General features: G+C 44.2%; 17 protein-coding genes. 11 read left to right on the top strand and 6 right to left on the bottom strand.

Annotated elements, in window-relative coordinates:
* Positions 1–136: 136 nt before the first annotated feature.
* The 11 genes from J5X94_RS00110 (at position 137) to J5X94_RS00160 (ending at position 11,836) form a co-directional block, all read left to right on the top strand.
* Positions 137–1,825: a BCCT family transporter gene (locus tag J5X94_RS00110; RefSeq protein ID WP_210539217.1), complete on the top strand. Its 1,689-nt coding sequence runs from the start codon at positions 137–139 to the stop codon at positions 1,823–1,825.
* Between the two features lie 134 nt (positions 1,826–1,959).
* Positions 1,960–3,687 (top strand): hypothetical protein, encoded by a 1,728-nt coding sequence (locus tag J5X94_RS00115; RefSeq protein WP_210539218.1) that lies wholly within the window; start codon positions 1,960–1,962, stop codon positions 3,685–3,687.
* Positions 3,684–4,409: a DUF3726 domain-containing protein gene (locus J5X94_RS00120; RefSeq protein WP_210539219.1), complete on the top strand. Its 726-nt coding sequence runs from the start codon at positions 3,684–3,686 to the stop codon at positions 4,407–4,409. Before J5X94_RS00115 ends, J5X94_RS00120 begins: the two co-directional genes overlap by 4 nt.
* A 387-nt stretch (positions 4,410–4,796) precedes the next feature.
* A complete protein-coding gene (locus J5X94_RS00125; protein WP_194365333.1) occupies positions 4,797–5,588 on the top strand; it encodes a putative hydro-lyase in 792 nt (263 codons plus the stop codon).
* A 159-nt stretch (positions 5,589–5,747) separates the two neighbouring features.
* A complete protein-coding gene (locus J5X94_RS00130; RefSeq protein WP_210539220.1) occupies positions 5,748–6,278 on the top strand; it encodes an acetyl-CoA carboxylase biotin carboxyl carrier protein in 531 nt (176 codons plus the stop codon).
* Positions 6,279–6,357: 79 nt separating this feature from the next.
* Positions 6,358–7,704: an acetyl-CoA carboxylase biotin carboxylase subunit gene (gene accC / locus J5X94_RS00135; RefSeq protein WP_210539221.1), complete on the top strand. Its 1,347-nt coding sequence runs from the start codon at positions 6,358–6,360 to the stop codon at positions 7,702–7,704.
* Positions 7,705–7,785: 81 nt separating this feature from the next.
* Positions 7,786–8,439: a 5-oxoprolinase subunit PxpB gene (pxpB, locus tag J5X94_RS00140; protein ID WP_210539222.1), complete on the top strand. Its 654-nt coding sequence runs from the start codon at positions 7,786–7,788 to the stop codon at positions 8,437–8,439.
* Positions 8,440–8,491: 52 nt separating this feature from the next.
* On the top strand, positions 8,492–9,415 hold the full coding sequence (locus J5X94_RS00145; RefSeq protein ID WP_210539223.1) for a biotin-dependent carboxyltransferase family protein: 924 nt from the start codon (positions 8,492–8,494) through the stop codon (positions 9,413–9,415).
* Entirely contained in the window at positions 9,405–10,142 is a 738-nt protein-coding gene (gene pxpA / locus J5X94_RS00150) for a 5-oxoprolinase subunit PxpA (RefSeq protein WP_210539224.1), read from the top strand. Before J5X94_RS00145 ends, pxpA begins: the two co-directional genes overlap by 11 nt.
* A gap of 54 nt (positions 10,143–10,196) precedes the next feature.
* Complete coding sequence (locus J5X94_RS00155) at positions 10,197–11,384, top strand: NRAMP family divalent metal transporter (protein WP_210539225.1); 1,188 nt, start codon at positions 10,197–10,199, stop codon at positions 11,382–11,384.
* 23 nt (positions 11,385–11,407) lie between these two features.
* On the top strand, positions 11,408–11,836 hold the full coding sequence (locus J5X94_RS00160; RefSeq protein WP_210539226.1) for an acetyl-CoA carboxylase biotin carboxyl carrier protein: 429 nt from the start codon (positions 11,408–11,410) through the stop codon (positions 11,834–11,836).
* Between the two features lie 308 nt (positions 11,837–12,144).
* On the opposite strand, the gene J5X94_RS00165 is transcribed toward J5X94_RS00160, so the two are convergent.
* The 6 genes from J5X94_RS00165 to J5X94_RS00190 form a co-directional block, all read right to left on the bottom strand.
* On the bottom strand, positions 12,145–14,022 hold the full coding sequence (locus J5X94_RS00165; RefSeq protein WP_210539227.1) for a hypothetical protein: 1,878 nt from the start codon (positions 14,020–14,022) through the stop codon (positions 12,145–12,147).
* A 775-nt stretch (positions 14,023–14,797) separates the two neighbouring features.
* Positions 14,798–15,382: a TetR/AcrR family transcriptional regulator gene (locus J5X94_RS00170; protein ID WP_210539228.1), complete on the bottom strand. Its 585-nt coding sequence runs from the start codon at positions 15,380–15,382 to the stop codon at positions 14,798–14,800.
* 236 nt (positions 15,383–15,618) lie between these two features.
* Positions 15,619–16,476, bottom strand: a complete 858-nt coding sequence (yghU, locus tag J5X94_RS00175; RefSeq protein ID WP_210539229.1) for a glutathione-dependent disulfide-bond oxidoreductase — start codon at positions 16,474–16,476, stop codon at positions 15,619–15,621.
* A 29-nt stretch (positions 16,477–16,505) separates the two neighbouring features.
* Positions 16,506–17,189, bottom strand: a complete 684-nt coding sequence (locus J5X94_RS00180; RefSeq protein ID WP_189582305.1) for a glutathione S-transferase family protein — start codon at positions 17,187–17,189, stop codon at positions 16,506–16,508.
* A 133-nt stretch (positions 17,190–17,322) separates the two neighbouring features.
* Positions 17,323–18,585 carry an MFS transporter gene (locus tag J5X94_RS00185; RefSeq protein WP_210539230.1) on the bottom strand — a complete coding sequence of 421 codons (1,263 nt, stop codon included), beginning with the start codon at positions 18,583–18,585 and terminating at the stop codon, positions 17,323–17,325.
* A 507-nt stretch (positions 18,586–19,092) separates the two neighbouring features.
* On the bottom strand, positions 19,093–20,010 hold the full coding sequence (locus tag J5X94_RS00190; RefSeq protein WP_194621143.1) for a LysR family transcriptional regulator: 918 nt from the start codon (positions 20,008–20,010) through the stop codon (positions 19,093–19,095).
* Positions 20,011–20,015 lie beyond the last annotated feature (5 nt).

Here is a 20,015-nt window from a genome sequence, read left to right on the forward strand (position 1 = left end):
GTCTTATAGCGTATACCCATTTGAAGTAGGTAATTTCGAATTAGATAGTATGTATAGTGAGGTTGTTTGGTTATATCCTCATTGCTACCCCTCTGATTTAAAACGCAACGTTAGCATTAGTATATGGAGCCACATCATGGCCGATTTAAAGGGATTTAATCAAGATGAGCAAGGACGCTCAGCGCCTGTTAATCAAGGAACAAGTGAGTCCGAAGCCGCCGCTATTTCTACCGACACGTTAGGCTTTAAAAATCCTGCGTTTTGGTACAGTGGCGGATTCATTGTAGCCTTTGTTTTGATGGCGATTTTTGCAGAAGCACGTTTAGCAAAAATAGTCGAAGTGGGCTTCTCGTGGTCCGTCAAAATATTTGGACCTTTTTGGCAAATATTGCTACTAGCTACTTTTGTCATTGCTTTGGCAGTCGGTGCTGGCCGTACAGGTCGCGTGATATTGGGCAATCTACCCGTACCTGAGATAGACAGTTTCAAATGGATGGCTATCTTATTTTGTACGCTACTTGCAGGGGGCGGGGTTTTTTGGGCTGCCGCTGAACCCATCGCGCATTTCGTTTCAGCACCTCCTTTATACGGTGAGTCAGCCGATCTACAGCAACGCGCTTTTAACGCATTGTCTCAATCATTTATGCATTGGGGGTTTTTGGCGTGGGCGATTGTAGGTAGTTTAGCCGCAATTGTGATCATGCATTTGCATTATGACAAAGGCCTACCATTAAAGCCTCGCACCTTACTCTATCCTATGTTTGGTGAGCGTGTACTCACAGGCCAAACTGGCGCAATTATTGATGCTTGCTGTATCGTGGCGGTTGCTGCCGGTACTATCGGTCCTATTGGTTTTTTGGGATTGCAAACCAGCTATGCGCTGAATGAATTGTTCGGTATTCCCGATACGTTCACCACTCAGCTAATCATCATTGTCTTTGCCATCGTACTCTATACGTTGTCTGCGATCAGTGGTCTGACTCGTGGTATGCAACTACTCAGCCGCTTTAACGTCATTTTGGCTTTTGCGCTGATGGTCTTTATTTTAATATTTGGACCGACCAATTTTATTGTCAACGGCTATATCCAAGGTGTGGGTACGATGATTGACAACTTCGTTCCAATGGCAACCTTTCGCGGTGATGAGGGTTGGCTGAGTTGGTGGACGGTATTCTTCTGGGGTTGGTTCTTGGGTTATGGCCCTATGATGGCAATCTTTATCGCTCGTATTTCACGTGGTCGTACGATTCGTCAGCTGATTACGACAGTCTGTATTATTGCACCGCTTGTGACGTGCTTTTGGTTTACGGTCGTTGGGGGCTCTGGTTTAGCATTCGAGATTGCCAACCCCGGCAGTGTCAGTAGTGCATTTGAAGGCTTCAACTTACCTGGTGCGCTATTGGCCGTGACGCAGCAACTCCCATTTCCTTTGATTACCTCGATATTGTTCTTGATTTTGACGACGGTATTTATCGTGACCACTGGCGACTCGATGACTTATACCATCAGTGTGGTCATCAGTGGCGAGCGTGAGCCGAACGCCATGATTCGCACCTTTTGGGGCATCATGATGGGGGTGACGGCCATTGTTCTAATCTCGCTTGGTTCGGGCGGCGTGACAGCATTGCAGTCCTTTATCGTTATTACTGCCGTGCCAGTCTCTTTTGTATTATTGCCTTCATTATGGAATGGCCCGCAAATCGCGCAACAAATGGCACGAGAGCAAGATTTGTATCGCCCTAATCAGGTAGAGGTAAGGCATAAAATCAGTGAAGCCGAAAACGCTCAAACGTCTAAAGAAAGCATGACGCAAAAAACTGATTAAGGTTCTAGATCACCAAACGGTAAATATGAGACAGCCATTGCATGCGCCGCTAATTTTATATTTACCAATAGATATCATCATTGAGATTATTAACGAAGCTGCTGGCTCAGTATATTAGGTAAGGTAGTGACATTATGAATATGGTTTATGCAAATGATAAAAGTATCGACGTCAAATCGCCTTTACTTAGTACAGGTTTCCGTACTCGTGATGTGATTATGGATGCGCAAAGACTGGGCGCCATGCATCAAACCCGCGTTAGCTTTGTGCGTACGTTATTGCGTAAGATTGATAGAGAAAAATGGACGCTCAGCACTCATTTGTGGGATTTGGATGAGCAAGGCTATGGCAAGGTTATCTATCGTCTACATACCCCAGAGCATCTGTATCATCTGGTGGTGTTTTGTAATGAGCTGGCTGATGACGAGCGTAATGATAGAGTGATTGCCCAAAAATGGGATGTCACCTTTGGGCTTGTATTTGGTGAGATAAGCGAAGAATTACTGAATAATCTACAAGCCAACGTACCGCTACAAGAAGCCGGTCGTAACTCCAACATGATGATGGTGCTGGCACGAGCAAACAAGAGCGTGCGGGTCTTTGATCATATCGTCAGCTCGCTTGCGGCTGGCAAGCAGCCTGAAATTGACGTACTCGCACAAGTGGGCTACATCCTGCGTACCACGGCGGTCTATGGCAATGGTAAGTTCGGTATTTATGATTTTAAGCCGTTAGATCATAGCGAGGACTTTGATCAGTCGTTCCGAGCGCAGATGTGTGCGGTGTACTTGCTGCGTGAGTTCAGCCTCGATTGGGTCGATTATTTAGCAAAACAAAAAGGCGGTAGCAAAGCCGCGGTTCTGCATCCAGAAATCAAGCGTTATCTGGGGATTGGTAATGCCACCGGTTTAGGTATGGCGCCTTATCTAATCAATCATCCATGCGTCGTTGATCAATGGCTGACTACTCGTGAGGAAGCGTTGCAAACGACATTGGTTTGTCAGATTGAGCCCAAAGAATCGGCGCATTTTGCCAGTCTAATCAAACGTGCTATCCAGCATTTTAGCGAGATTGTCACCATCAATGAGCAGCAAATTAAACGCAATGAAACGGTTGTTAGGGAGTTAATTGTTTTACAAAATAACTTGATGACAACCATTAATAATCATGCGACATGGGCGCATTTTTTACAGGCGCATGACCATTTGAGCTTTGAGAGCCAAGAAGTCATCATTTCGTGCTTAATAGAGCTGTATCCTGAGCGTGTCGATGCACTGCTCGACAGAGTTAATGCTGATGAAGTATTATCGTTACCAAAAGGCAAAGTCATTCAGGATCTAATTGACGTCTTAGAGCAGCATTATCGCTGGGCCATTGATATTGACTTTACTCAGCCTGATAACAGTCATTGGTTTTGGTATCGTTCCGTCGATAAAGAAGAGCCGCGCATGGGCGTACGTGAGCAAGAGGTGGGTGCAGATCGTGAGCTGTCCTTGGATATCGCTCGCCAAGCCAATCATTTATATTTGGGTTTAAAACAAGCCAATCCACAGCAGCTGATATCCGAATTCATCTTGAATAATCCCAAATATCGCTCAATTGCGCGCCGCGTCTGGACAATGGGGCATAAGCAGCTGGGTGATATTCAGATGAATGTTCTGCATAAAGACGCATTGCCCATGCATCTATTACGGTGTAAATTGTCAATGTTTGGGGCAACCAAGTTTGATCCCAGATCCGATCGCTGGGTCAGGATTACCCTGTTTCAAGGCGCGCCATTATTTGCAGAAGTAGGTAGTGATGAATGGCTTTTTCCTTTACTGCCTGATGTATCAATAGAGCAAGGAGGCTCTGACTTATGATGGTATCGCACAATGAAATCGTCACGATGGTATACAAAGCTTTTACTGGGCTGCACCGAGAGGTAGGGGAAGCTGATGTGATTGCCACTATGGTCGCCGAACTACAGATGGCAGGATTGGATGGTATCAAACATTTTAATAATGCCACCCCTTATATCTTGACCGAGATTGATACGCCAATCGATATCGTTCATCAGGAAGAAGGTGCTATCCGTTTAGATCTGCATGGTAGTAGCTTAGCTTGTCATTTGCCGACTATCATTGACTATGCGCTTGAAAAAATGGGCGACTCAGCGCATTTTTATATTTATTTGCAGAACTGTCATAATCGCTGGTTGGCTTATAGCGAGTTGGTGGGACTGGCTGCCAAAGGCTTTGCTTGCTTGGCCAAATGGGACAATGGCTCTGTGCCCAAACATACATTGTTTACGTTAAATAAAGACTTTGTCTATCCTGACCTTTACTTTTTTGACAAACCGCAAGCCAACTATAACACCAATGATATGGTTATCGAGATTTCCACGCAAAACTTTGATATCGAATCAGACATCCAGCATTTCGATCGTAAAATATCGACAGATGCATTGTTTGAAACCCATCAGCGCGCATGGAAAGAAGGCATCTATGTTGATGATACGCAGTGGGCGATACTCAAAACAACAGCAGCGGCGATATTGGTTGAGAATAGTGAAGCATCAAGTAAAGGCGCGGGAGGCGTATAAAGAATAAAAACATTTATTTTAGGTTATATGAGTAGCAACTGTTAAACATATTCGACGCTAGCAGTCAGATATTATTTAATCGACATATACCACGGCTAAATTTTGCAAAATGGTACCAACACTTCTACCAACGTTTGAACCTCTTTTCGATCTGACTCATAGTTTTATTTATATACCCAACCCCCTCCCTGTCTACTCTCATTTATGTATCACATGCGTTTATTTACAACGCTTACGTCTTGTCATTTTAAAAATGTTCTGCTAGGTTACATAACGATAATATAGTTATCTATATATAAAATACTGTTACAAAGCGCCAACTTCATACAGGTTTTATTAGATGATTTTTTATCTGCCAGAAATGACAAAACGTAAGAGGTTGTAATCATGTTAGATTTAGCAAATATGACGCCACAAGAGGTCAGAGCACTAATTGGTAAGAACGAAATCAACAAGCCGACTTCTGGCATGTGCAAAGGTCACATACAAGCAAACCTAGTCATAGTACCCAAGAAATTGGCCTATGATTTTTTATTGTTTGCACAAAGAAACCCAAAATCTTGTCCTATTTTAGACGTAACAGATGTTGGTAGTTCGGAACCACGGCTGATGGCGAAGGGCGCAGACTTAAAGTCTGATGTCCCAAAGTATCGAATATACGAGTTCGGCGAGCTAGTAGCTGAGGTGTCAGACTTAACAGACTATTGGAGGGAGGACTTGGTCTGCTTTCTTTTAGGATGTAGCTTTTCCTTTGAGTCTGCCATGCTCAATGCGTCTATTCCTGTCAGACACATCGAAGACAATCACAATGTGCCGATGTATATCACGAATATAGAAACTGAACCTGCAGGACAGTTTTATGGAAAAATGGTGGTCAGCATGCGACCGATACCTTATCCATTAATCACCAGAGCCGTACAAGCCACTTCTCGGTTTCCGCAAGTACATGGCGCGCCTATCCACATTGGAGACCCTAGTGTCATCGGTATAACAGACATCCATTCTCCCGATTTTGGTGATGCATCACTCATAAAGGAAGGCGAAGTGCCTGTGTTTTGGGCTTGCGGCGTGACGCCTCAAAGCATCGCAATGACCAGCAAACCTGAACTGATGATAACGCACGCGCCGGGACATATGTTTATCTGCGACCCAAAAGATGAAGACTTGGCAGTTCTGTAATGTTGGGTAACAACGCTATTTTAAAACGCCCTTTTAAAATGTAATGGCATCTAATCTTGTTTGTCCACAAAGCTCTCGGTAAATAAAAGCGTATCGCATCGCACAAATTTTTTATAAAAAACAATTATTCACTTTTACTCTAATGGAATAGCTAATAATATGAATATTAACTTTACAGATCTAGAAAAGCTGATCAAAATCGCAGAAAGCGCTGACATACAATCATTAGAAGTAACCGATGGTGATGCACGTATCTCTATCATTTGTCAGGCTAATGTCAATGAAAGCACCAATCATATTGGTAATACTCGCCACTCAAAAACTGCTCATTCAGAATCACACACAGTAACCTCCTACAATAACACTTCTAATAATACCAGTGCAGACAACAGTTCTATGGATGAAACGGTGACTACTGAGGTCGCCAATTCATCTGCCTCTTCATCTTCATCTCAAGTATTGGCACCTATGCTCGGTACTTTCTATCTTCGCTCTGAGCCGACCGCTGAGGCGTTCTTTAAAGCAGGCGATCAGGTAGTAGCAGGGCAGACCCTATGTATCATTGAAGCCATGAAAATGATGCATGAAGTAAAAGCAGAAGCTGACGGTACGATTCAAGAGATTCTGATTGAGGAAGGTGATGTCGTAGAATATGCACAGCCTTTATTTATTATAGCGCCAGACAGTTAAAGTCAATCAATAGCCACTCAATATTGCATAGACGCTGCACAAACACTGTATTTGACACTATATTTTTAAGGGAATAAACATGTTCACAAAAATCTTAATTGCCAATCGTGGCGAGATTGCTCTACGTATTATCCGAGCTTGTAAGCAGCTGGGTATTAAATCCGTCATTGCACATTCTGAATCAGACAAAGACTCGTTACCCGTACGCCTAGCCGATGAAAAAATCTGTATCGGGCCTGCCAATGCCACACACAGCTACCTCAATCAAAGAGCGCTGGTTTCTGCTGCAAAAATTACCAACGCACAAGCCATCCATCCAGGCTATGGCTTTTTGTCTGAAAACGCAGACTTTGCTGCTTTGATTGAAGACTCAGGTCTCACGTTTATTGGCCCAACGGCTGACAACATCAGAAACATGGGCGACAAGGTTGAAGCCAAAAAACAAATGACAATGGCTGGCGTGCCCTGTGTACCTGGTTCTGATGGCGCATTGCCTGCTGATTCAGAGCAAGTTATCAAGATTGCCAGTGAGGTCGGTTATCCAGTCATTATCAAAGCAGCAAGTGGCGGCGGCGGGCGTGGGATGCGCGTGGTCGAAAAAGAAGCCGACTTACTCTCTGCGATTTCTATGACGCAAACAGAGGCCAAAGCCAATTTTGGTAGCGCTATCGTTTATCTCGAAAAATACTTACAAGCACCGCGTCATATCGAAGTGCAAGTCATGTCCGATACCCACGGTAATGCTATTTATTTAGGCGAGCGTGATTGCTCTATGCAGCGCCGTCATCAAAAAGTCATTGAAGAAGCGCCAGCACCCGGTATCACCGAAGAGCAGCGTCAGAAAATAGGCCAAGCCTGTGTCACAGCTTGCGAGCAAATGCAGTATAGAGGCGCAGGCACGTTTGAGTTTTTATATGAAAACGGCGAGTTCTTCTTTATCGAGATGAATACTCGTGTGCAAGTTGAGCACACCATCACTGAGATGGTAACGGGCGTGGATATTGTGCAAGAGCAAATCAGAGTAGCTGCAGGACTGCCACTGGCATACAAACAGAATGATATCGCCATTACCGGACACGCTTTTGAGTGCCGTATCAATGCTGAAAACGCGCAGACATTTTTACCAAATGCTGGACGCATAGACTACTGCCATATGCCAGCAGGGTTTGGTATTCGAGTAGACAGCCATGCTGAGTCGAACTACACCGTGCCGCCATCTTATGACAGTTTGATTGCCAAGATATGTGTACAAGATCGTTCAAGAGAAAAAGCGATAGAAAAAATGCGTGCGGCATTATCAGAAGCGCAAATCACGGGTATTGATACCAACATTGGTTTGCATCAACGCTTATTTGAAGATGAGGTGTTTTGTGAGGGGCAAATGAGCATTCATTATTTAGAACAGTGGATACAAGATAATATATAAATCAGGTCTTGCCCGCAAAAATGAAAACCAAATCTGGCATTAGCGTCAGAATGAAGATAACAGATAATGGAGCCCGTGCTAATGGAACTACAATGGCAAATATGCAGTGAAACCAATCTAGCGTTGTTTTTTCCTAAACCGACCACCTTAGAAAAACAACAAAAATGCTGGGCGTTATCAGACAGCATCCAAAAAATGCCAGAAGTCATCGAAGTAGTGATTGGTATGAATACACTCAGTGTGTTCATCGTGGCATTAACGTGGGCTGAGCTTACTACTTTCAAAGACAGACTATCAGATTTGCTCAATGACATCCCTTCAAAAACCATACAAGGTAAGCACGTCGAGATACCAGTGCATTACGGTGGTCAATATGGCCCTGATTTGGCAAGTATGGCAAATGAGCTAAACCTTTCGGTTGAAGCCGTTGTCGATCTACATACCAAAGCCACTTATACCGTTTACTTTATTGGGTTTCAGCCCGGGTTTCCTTATCTGGGCGGGTTGTCTGAGTCGTTGTATTTCCCAAGACACGCCATCCCTAGAACTCAAGTACCCGCAGGCTCGGTTGGTATAGGTGGCGAGCAGACAGGGGTGTACCCTTTTGAGTCTCCGGGCGGCTGGCAGTTACTCGGCCAGACGGATACTGCTTTATTTGATTTAACCAAGACCTCTCCGACGTTGCTTAACGCAGGCGATACTTTGACATTTACCGCAATTGATATTCATCAGTAAGCGGTAGATAAGAGATGCATGAATCAAAAAAACCAATAAACAGGTGGTATCAATGAAAATTTTAACCGCGAGTGCCCTTGCCAGTATTCAAGGTTCGGGACGACTGGGTTACCGAAGCATGGGCGTGGGTAGAAATGGCGTGATGGATATCTGGGCGCTACAAGCCGGCAACGCTTTGATGAAAAACGAAGCCAACGAACCCGCTATTGAAATAGCACTGGGTGAGTTAACCATACAGTTTGAAGAAAACGTCAGTTTTTGCTTAACGGGTGCTTTATACGAGGCTTATCTAGACGACAAGCGTGTTCCTTGCTATTGGCGTATCAATGCAACAGCGGGGCAAACGCTCAAGCTGTTGCGTCCACTACAAGGCATGTATACCTATCTATGTGTGCATGGCGGCTTTGATATCGATCCAGTATTGCAGTCAGTCAGCACCAATCTGAAAGCAGGATTTGGCGGATTTGAAGGCAGATATCTAAAAGCCGATGATACCTTAACGGTAAAAACTGAATCAAACCTGCCTGTCATTGGGGTGGCTCGACTTGCACCAACCGAGGTTATTCGAGTGATAAAAAGCAGTGAGTATGATTGCTTCACTAAGTCGTCTCAACAAGCGTTTGAGACCCAGCCATGGAAACTACAAACCAGTAGCAACCGTATGGGTTACCGCTTAGAAGGAGCTACAGCGCTTGAATTTAGTAAGCCAGTAGAAATGAGCTCACATGGCGTTGATATTGGCATGATTCAGGTACCACCACAAGGACAACCGATTGTCCTAATGGCAGACGGGCAAACGACGGGGGGCTACCCCAAAATTGCCACCGTTATTAACGCAGACATAGGTCTGATGGCACAGATTAGATTTGGCAAAGCCTGTCAGTTCGTCGTTGTGTCGTTAGAACAGGCGCTGCATGAACAACAGAAAAGACAACATTACATCGATCAAATAAAGGAGTATGCCAATGAAAATTGATTTAAATGCTGATGTGGCTGAAGGCTGCGGGCAAGATGATAAATTATTGACAATAGTCAGCTCAGCGAATGTCTGCTGCGGTCTTCATGCTGGTTCTTACAGCGAGATGCTAGCAACGTTGCAATTGGCAAAAGCAAACAACGTGAGCGTAGGCGCGCACCCTGGTCTAAACGATAGAGAAAACTTTGGCCGTATTCATGAGCCGTTAAGCGAAGCCGATTATCGTGCTTTATTGGTATATCAGCTGGGCGCAACCAAAGCACTTTGTGACTTAGTCGGCGTGACTTTGGACTATGTAAAACCGCATGGCGCATTATACAACCAAGCCGCTATTGATGAAAATTTATCAGATATCTTGGTGAGCGAAATCAAACGCTTTGATCCAAGTCTAAAGGTCATGGGTTTGTCCGGCGGCTATTTGGTCAAGTCAGCTAAGAAACATGGTCTAGAGGCGATATCAGAAGTGTTTGCCGATAGGAACTATGAAAAAGACGGCTCATTGGTCTCTCGTAGCAAAGACAATGCACTAATAACCGATACGGATGATGCGGTTAAGCATGTATTACAGATGATAACTGAAGGGACTGTCACCAGTGTCTGCGGTCAAACCGTACCCGTAGAGGCGCAAAGTATCTGCCTACATGGTGATGGTGAGCACGCTATTTTGTTTGCGCAAGAGATAAAGAAACAACTAGAGCTCAAAGGTATCACTATATCTGCCCACTAAATATCCTCCCATTAATCGTTTGATTGAATAATCCCATATAGCACAAGGATGTTTATGAGCACTATAAAAAAACATAATACCGCCATTTTAGGCGCGGCCTTCCTGATGGCTACATCAGCAGTAGGGCCAGGGTTTTTGACCCAAACGGCCACATTCACCGAAAGCCTAATGGCAAGTTTCGGCTTTGTTATCTTAATATCTATTGTTATGGACATCGGTGTCCAGCTTAACGTTTGGCGAGTAGTCGCTGTCTCCAAAAAACGTGCACAGGAAATTGCCAACTTGGTGTTCCCTGGTGTCGGTTACTTGCTCGCTTTCTTAATTATTGCGGGTGGTCTGGCTTTCAATATTGGTAATATTGGCGGTGCCGGACTTGGCATGCAGTCCATGTTCAACATGTCGCCTATCACAGGCGCTTTGATCAGTGGTGTGATTGCCGTAGCGATATTTTTAGGCCGAGAAACGGGGCCTATGATGGATAAGTTCGCTCAATTAATGGGCTTTATCCTGATTGTATTGGTCATTTATGTGGTCTTTAAATCTGATCCGCCATTAGCAGAAGCCGTCAGCAAAACGATCATGCCTGACAAAATTGATGCAGTGGCTATCGTGACGCTAGTCGGCGGTACGGTTGGTGGTTATATTACCTTTTCAGGTGCGCATCGCTTATTAGAAGCAGGCGTCAGCGGGGAAGAGAATTTAAAATCAGTGACCAGAAGCTCGGTCTCTGGCATTTTGATTGCCTCTGTGATTCGCGTATTTTTATTCCTTGCAGTATTAGGCGTGGTATCTCAAGGCTTTGCATTGGATCCCGCCAACCCAGCCATGTCACCGTTTCAGTATATTTTAGGAAACACAGGTAAAGTTATTTTTGGTATGGTGATTTGGGCGGCTTCTGTGACCTCGGTGATTGGCGCTGCTTATACCTCTGTGTCTTTTATGACCAACTTCCATCCATTCATTGAAAAGCACAAACGCTACTTCATTATTGGCTTCATCGTGATCTCGACAATGGTGTTTGCCACTATCGGTAAGCCGGCCCAAGTATTGGTATTGGTCGGTACGTTAAATGGTTTGGTATTGCCTATTGCCATGGTCATCATCTTGATTGCCGCCTACAGAAAAAATATCGTTGGCGATTATAAGCATCCTATTTGGATTGCGGTATTTGGTTGGTTAATCGCCATCGTTATGAGTATCCTAAGTGTCATGACCATTGCTAAATATCTGGGCATGAGTTAAAAAATTAAGATAAGGAATGTATTATGGATATAGAGCAAATAGCACGTGTGGTCAAACTGGTTGAAAGCAGTCAGCTGCACGAAGTCACGATTGCAGACAACGGGCAATCTATCAAGGTAGTTAACAGTCTAGGTGTGCAGAGTAAGGTGAGCGCTAATCCTATAGAGGCCACACCTACTCATGAGCCTGAAAAGACTGGTAGTGATGTCTTGCAAGTAGGTGCCACTTACGTAGGGCAGGTCTACTTAAGTGAAGACGATGCAACAGACAATTTGGTCAAAGAAGGCGATCATATTCAAAAAGGTCAGACCATTTGCTTCATTGATGAATTGACCCGTTTGCAGCCAGTAATTAGTAATAAAGAAGGTGTTGTCACGGCAGTTTTGGTTGAAAGTGGCCAGAACGTTGAATACGGACAGCCTATTTTAGACCTATCGGGCGTTCCTATTTAGACAGGTAGGTATTTAATATTCGTATAGGTGGGTATAGGTGGGTATAGGTGGTATTACCTAAGGCGGTTTCGATAGCTGACATTGATTTTTTATTGACCTATGATGTCACGCTGTCTCTGTTTTACATTGACCTGACTATAGCCTGTAAACTGGAGTTGTGACTCTGTTAGTTACCCTGCTATCACAAAGAGAATTTAAGCTATAACTATTTTGGTAGCAAAAACAGCCTTTGTTAAGCGCGCTTGGATCACCGAAAGAACCAAGAAAGGCCACTCAAAGGTGGCCTTTCTGCTGTTGCAGTGAGTCAATTACTGAGCATTGCGTTTGATAAACGCGAGCAACGGATCAATCACATTGTTGTTGGCATCGTCGTCAGCGGAAAGTACATCGTTATGTGCATAGCCTTCACTCATATATACTTCAAAGCCGCCTTCTGTCCCACCATAAGTTGGAAATGCGCTTAAATCTGCCGCGCCAGACAACATTCTTGGTGTCCCATTACAAGTCATTGTGACACAAGGAGCGATTGCATTGGCAAAGCTACGCCAGAGCCCCGATACAGGTGTCAGACCATTAGTACCACCAAAACCAATCACCGGCACATCAATCTTACGAGCTTGAGTTTGATTGACAATATCTGATCGGCCCCGTCCACCTTGGGCTATTGGTAATGATAGTTTACTGGTATCGAGCCCCAAATTTGCACCACCTGCCGCCGCGTTGTTAGCAAGTAGCAAACCAGTACTAGGATAATACCAATCACTGTAGTTAGTACCACCGACAAAGAACGATGGTGCGATGCGCTTCAGATTGGTTGGCTCTGCCTCAACACCCCAAATCAAAGGCTGATTCGATAGCATGGTCGGCGCAGGCCCATTGTCAACAAAGACTGAACTTGGCAAGGGCTGATCATTATCTAACCATGTAAACACGCCATCAGCATTTGAATTGCCAATGATACCCATTGATAGTTGAATGAATGCTGGTGTGAGGATATTATCATCATCCTGAAAAGTACCTACAGCAGCGCCAGCGGTCACTGGCACAGGACGATCGACAAGGCCTTCTACCTGCTGATAGACGCTATTTGTTTTGCCATTGCGATCTGCACCGAAACCTTGTTGTAGTATATTCTGGGTGCCATTAATCGTATCCTCAAATACCATTTGCATACCCAGTACTTCAGTCGATGCCACTAGCCGCGGACTTAGGCCTGGTAAAGCAATATATGAGCTTATTCGACCTGCTTGCGCTGCTGCATAAAGTCCACCATCAGCGGCAGCTTCCACAGCATCTAACTGAGCATCAGAAGGAGGCTCACCTGCTAGCGCGCCACCTGAACCTTCCAGTAGTACCAGTCCTCGCAGCTTAGCGTAACCAGGCTCTTCAGCACCCATGCCACTAAAATTAAAATCAGTCGCCGCATAACGTGCTACAAATCCCGTACCAGCAGAATGACCTGCTAAAAAGACGTTGCCATTACGCGCCGCTTCTCGTGCTAACTCGATCACCACATTAATATCTTGTGAATGAACTTGAGGCGTCCAATTCACCATAAAAGGAACGTCATTTTGCTCATAAAATTCAGCACGACGATTCAACTCAGGACTCAGATCTAGATCCAGCTCACCACCAAAAAGAGAGTCTAAAGCGATCTTAACATCTCTATTTTTTTCAGCAATATCTAGACCAGCTGTGTCTTCAAGTAATGTAGAGCGACGATCAAAACCCCATACCTCGACTGTCATTCCAGCAGCCTTCGCCTTTATCATAAGGTTTTCAGCCAGTCGGAAATAATTGTGCGCTGAGCCTAGTGTGCCGGGTACGGCAACCAAAATCGCATCGGGCTGTTGATTGTCTTGATCAGCGAGTGCGTAACGCGTATAACGTGCTTGGTTGAGATCAGCGTTTGCACCTAAATGAGTGATGAGTTTGGGATTAGTGACGACTACGCCTGCCGTACCAGGGGTTTGTGCTGCTTTAGCAGGGCTCGATACAGTCGTGGTCGATACACACATATCATTTACTTGGATAGCATTAAGTACCGAGGAACAAGGCTCAATTACCGAAGGTGTGCTAGTAATATTATTGTCGTTGTCATCATCAGAAAAACATCCTGCCAACGCAATGCTAGCTGCAAAAATAGTAGCCGCATGAACGGCCATCGAAAGCTTATTCAGTCGCATTTAAATCTCCATTTCCGGCTAGACCGGCAACATTTCCGTATGTAAGATTTTTTATATCACATAATTATTACATTGTGTTAAATTTAAGTAGTAAATGAATAAAAAATAATAGATATAAAGCATGCTAAGTTATGAATCATAACTCACTGAATATTAAATAATTTTACAGCTGATCCCTGCTATCAAGTTTTATAAACAAACAATGACGTTTTAGTTATGCGCCCTGACGATGATAATCAAACTATTTTTTTTTGGCGATTTATAGCCTAAACTCTTTTAAATTCTATTTCCACGGCGCGCACAGCCCTGCGGGTGGTACTCGACCAAAGCAGTACTTTGCTTATTCTCACTTATATAGTCAGAGCACTTTTAAACCGCTACGGTGTTACCTGTCCTAGATGTACTCAGTGTACTATCCTATCTGCGGTCGGTCGCCTTGTAGCGATTCTAAAACTCCTTGACTATAGGATAATACGCCATAAAAAAGACAGCCTAGGCTGCCTTTTTTGGAGAGTAATTTATTAGCGTAAGGCGAGGCGATATTGCCATCTCAAACTGAGTGGGATTAGCGAATATTTTAAGGGTATTGAGCAAAAAAACCATTTGCCACTTGACCTGCCGCATCCTCAGCCTATGTTTTGTCTGAGGTAATGGCAGCTAAATATGGCTTACGCATTGAGGCATCAAAGACGCGTACATTTAAATCAAAGGTGTGCTGATTTATTTTCATAGATAACATCCATGTAGGTTTGAATGATACCTAACAAAAATCATCTTATAAAAACTGCTCGAATATACCATCAATATATCTGTCTACCGCTTCTGTATCATTACTTACCTGCGCATAAGTCCTCAAACCGATGAGTTGAATTTGGAAGTAGCGCGCCAGTTCGTTTGGATCTTTATCACTGCTTATTTCACAGTTATCGATGGCTTGCTCAAAGGCTCTAACAAAAGAGGTCTCCACACGTTCTAAAATGCTTGTCGCGTAAGCCAGTAACTCTGGGCTGTCGTTTTGTGTGAGCTCCGCGATGGTTTTGACCACCATGCACATGCCGCTGGGAGCAGTGCCTTTGCTACAGACAGTCACACTTCGGACAAACCGCTTGAGGCCAGCTAGGACGGTTTTTTCTTGCGCAATGCCATTGGTAAGATTGACCGCCCCTTGATCAGCATAGCGGTTTAAGGCTTCTTTAAACAAATTGTCCTTGTTACCAAAAGCGGCATAAAGACTGCCAGGGCGCATGTCCATGACCTCCTGTAAGTTTCTCATGGAGGTGGCGTGGTAGCCTTTTTCCCAATAAAGATTTTTGGCTTTTTCGATTACGTCATCACGATTAAACTTCGCTTGTTCACTCATCATGTTCACCTTAAAAGCTATTGTTTTATAAAACTGCCATCTTAAATTCTGGAAAACTAAGTCACACTAGTCTTATTGGTAGAGTTAATCTCAAACTACAAAAGCATAACCATTATAACGTGTTACTAGGATAACTGTTTCTTGCGTGCTGTGCCTATGTGTCTATGTGCCTATGCGCCTACGCCGACAGAGGCGACAAAAAATTATCCTAGCAGCACTGTATTGGTGCTAACCAGTTACTCCGGTTTTAGTGCCAATACTTTATCGATATCTGTCGCACTGTAACGGTTTTCCAGTTGTTCCCATGCTTCGCCCCACGTGCGGTTGACGATACGACCACGTTGTACTGCGGGACGCGCTAAGATAGCTTTTGCCCAACGCTGCACATGGGTGTAATCATCGACTTGCAAAAAGTCTTTTGCCTCATACTGATTGCCCAGCACCAAGTTGCCATACCAAGGCCAAGTGGCAATATCGGCGATACTATACTCATCACCGGCAATAAATTCATTTTTTGCCAATTGCTTATCAAGCACGTCCAACTGGCGCTTGGTTTCCATGGTAAAGCGATTGATGGCATATTCAAATTTTTCGGGTGCATAAGCATAAAAATGCCCGAAACCGCCGCCCAAATACGGGGCAGAACCATGTAACCAAAATAGCCAGTTAAAGACTTGGGTGCGTTTGCTGCCTGCTTTAGGTAGTAATGTATCAAACTTTTCAGCAAGGTAAAGCAAAATAGATGCCGATTCAAATACCATTTCAGTCTCTGAGACAGAGCGATCAACGAACGCTGGTATTTTTGAGTTGGGGTTGATATCGACAAAGCCTGATGAAAACTGATCGCCGTCGCCAATATTAATCATATGGGCGTCGTATTCTGCATCTTTGCCTAGCGCTAGTAGCTCCTCTAACATGATGGTGACTTTTTGACCGTTGGGCGTGCCCATCGAATATAGCTGCAAATCATGCTTGCCTACTGGTAATTCTTTCTCATGGGTAGCACCGGAAACGGGGCGATTCACACTGGCCCATTTACCGCCACTCTCTGCATCATGCGTCCAGATTTTGGGAGGTACGTATTGGTTTTCCATTTTTATTATTCCTGTTTTTATATTCGAGGTTATTTAATATCTTTGGCGAAGTTTTGTGGATATAAGGCGCGTGCAGCTACGTCATCAAAATCTGATTTGAACTCAATGTCTTTGGCGATATTGCGAGCTTTATCAACCGCAGGACGAGTGTTTATACTAGCAAACCAACGTTTGAGATTCGGGTAATTGTCTAACCCTGCTTCGCCCAATACAAAGGCGGCCTTGTCAACCCAGCCCCAAGCAGAGATATCCGCAATAGAGTAGGTGTCTCCAACCAAGTAGTCACGGCCTTCCATGTGCTTATCCAGCACTTCGTAATGACGCTCTGCTTCACGAAGATAACGATTGATCGCATAAGGGTTTTTTTCAGGTGCTTTATGTCTAAAGTGCACTGATTGACCAGAAAATGGACCTAGGCCTGTCGCGACAAACATTAGCCATGACAGCATCTCGCCTCGGTCTTCTGGCTTTCCAGCAAGCTTGCCTGTTTTTTCAGCCAAGTACATCAAAATAGCTGTTGAATCAAAAACTCGGTGGCCATCGTCCTCGATAGCGGGCGCTTTACCGTTTGGGTTAATCGCGCGATACTCAGGCGTGTGTTGCTCACCTTTCAAAGTATCTACCGGCATCAGCTCGTAAGCGAGGCCTGTCTCCATAAGATACAAAGCCACTTTCATTGGATTAGGCGTTTGGTGAAAATAAAATTTAATCATAATACTATCCTTAAAGGGTGAAAAGAATTTAGATGTCTGTCGCGTAGCTACAATAAACATAAATGAACGACCGTTCAAGTGTATTTTGACCAATTATTTGTTTTATTAAGGTCAACTGTAGCGATAATTTTTATTAAACAGACTTTTGTGGTCGTAATAATAAGGCGAGACCAATCGCGACAAAGGCGGCAATACCAGACATCATATAACTGATACTAAAGTCGCCAGTAAGCTCCGCGAGATAACCTGCTGCCACTGGTCCGAGCGCCTGCCCACCCGAAAAAGCAAAAGTCAGCGCTGCGAGAGCACTTGCTGCCGCCGCAGGTCCGAAATAATCGCCAGCAGAAGCTGCCATAATGACAGGCACGCTCCAAACCACCAAGCCAAACAGAATGATGGACATATACAGTCCTAAAGTCCAATCGGTCAATCCGACCAGTAGATAAGCGATGGCCAGAAAGAAAAAAGCCAGAGCGAGCCCAAGACGTCTGCCAATGTGGTCGGAAATCCAGCCAAAGAGCATACCTGAAAAGACACTAAGCAGCCCAATCCATGCCCAGATACCACCTGCAGTCGCTTCGCTCAGTTGATATGAGCCAACCATGCTAGTCACGATAAAAGTCACGTAGACCATATAAGTGGCGCCATATATAGCAAATATAATGCCCAAATGCACAAGCAGCTTGATATTGCTACGCTCTAGTTTTTTCTTATTCTTTACAGGCAAGGTTGGGGTGCGCCCAAAGGGACTTTGATTGACATCGTTTGGGTGATTGCGAATCAAAGCGAAAGTAAGACAAGCCACTACAACATTGATAACCGCAAAAATTAACCAGCCTGTTTGCCAAGACAGTAGTGTGAAAACAGGTAGGAGTTTTGGGACAACAAAGCCAGACAAAATAATGCCAAACCCAGGACCAGCCATGACTAGTCCTAAGGCAAGACCACGGTGCGAAGGAAAAAACCAATGCGACATGACGCTCATCATCGGTAAAACCACGCCGCCGCTACCAATACCAGTGAGCACATAAAGTGTGCATAGTAGAGGGAAGCTTGTGGTAAAAGCCATACCAAGCATGGAGGCAGCAATTAAGAGAAGGCTGGCCGTCCCAGTAGCTCGAGTACCAAATCGAGGTAGGATGAGCGGACTTAAAATAACGGCGACGAGATAGCCTATTAGGTTAGCAAACCCCAATATGCCGCTTTGAGTATAGTTTAATTCCAAAGAAGCCGACATAGATGGCAATAGCATCCCAAAGGCAAATCGTCCTAAGCCAAGCCCGCAAAACATTGCTACAGCGCCTGTGGCAGCAACGATCCAAGCATAGTGTAATCCACCTAGTCTAAGGGGAGGCGTGCGATCTTGGTCTTCTTGTTGAATGATCCCATCATGCATTGTGATTCTCCGATAAGTGGAGAAAAGCACGTTTTTCGATCACAGTGCTCATGTTAGGTAGATCGAATAAAGCGGTTATCTGGCTTAAAGTATTACCCATTTTACACACATCCTTTTGTGTTTAGGTCTCGTAGAATTTCCAAGCGACTGGGGCATGATCGTGATATAAGCAGTTTTTGCTGCTTCCTTAGCGACGGATATCGACTAGATCTTTCTAATCGCCATCATGCACAATACAAATGAGTATAACTTTGCCTGAACGTTCGTTCAATAGGGTTTTACATAAGAAGCTAAATACTTCATGAATGACATAAAAAATGCCAGAACATTTGAGGGACTGGCATTTTGATTACTACTTCTACGGTATAGTCTTCATACGGATGTCTTTCTGCTATTACAGTAGTATTTTTCTTTGATATATAGATCTCTCAGTTGCTTATTCGCGTTCAAATTTTCAAGGCAACCGTAAGTATTAATAAATCAGTGGTTGATCATTGAAGTTTTTAATCATTTCCTGCTTATACATTCATCCCAATATGGCGGTGTACCATAATAGTCTGCCATAAAATCAATGAAACACCTGATCTTGTGAGGTAGCAGTTTTCTATGGGCATAGATGGCATATAATCCGATAGGGGTCGGTTCATATTCAGGTAGCACTATGACTAGCTTGCCAGCATTTAATGCTTTGCTAGCAATAAAGGTCGGTTGTAATACCAATCCAGCGCCTTCGATGGCTGCTTCTACCAATACGTCGCCATTGTTACTCCGAAAAACACTACTTTCCTTGAGTTGTTTGGCTTTTAGGTATTTGAAAACTTGTCCCTTAGTTTCTATATTCATATAGCTATAATGCAAATAGCGATGCGCTTCTAAATCCTCAAGTCGTTTAGGCGTACCGTGAATATTAAGATAGTCGGGCGATGCGCATAAAACCACACGAATAGGTGCGATTTTCTTAGCAATAAGTGATGAGCTTTCAAGCTGTCCAATACGCAGTGCAACATCAAACCCTTCTTCAACAATATCGACTTTTCGGTCGCTTAGCTGTAGATCAACAGTGACTGAAGGGTATCGTGCTTGAAAGTCAGTGACCAATTTTGCCATATGCTTTAAGGCGAACGAGACGGGCGCACTGATTCGTAAGATACCTTTAGGGAGCTGCTGTAAACCGCCCAATTGCGCTTCCATTTCATCAATACTCAATAAAATCTGCTGCGCATGGATAAAATACTGGCTGCCAGCTTCAGTCACGCTTACTTTACGAGTCGTACGATTGAGCAGGCGAGTATGTAGCTGCTCCTCTAGTTTCGCAATATATTTGCTGACCAGTTGTGGTGAGAGCTGTGTAGTAGTTGCCGCCTTACTAAAGCTGCCCTCGTTCACCACCGCTACAAAGGTACGCATCGCATCGATTCTGTCCATATTAC

This window comes from Psychrobacter sp. K31L, assembly GCF_017942195.1.
Lineage (GTDB): Bacteria > Pseudomonadota > Gammaproteobacteria > Pseudomonadales > Moraxellaceae > Psychrobacter > Psychrobacter glaciei.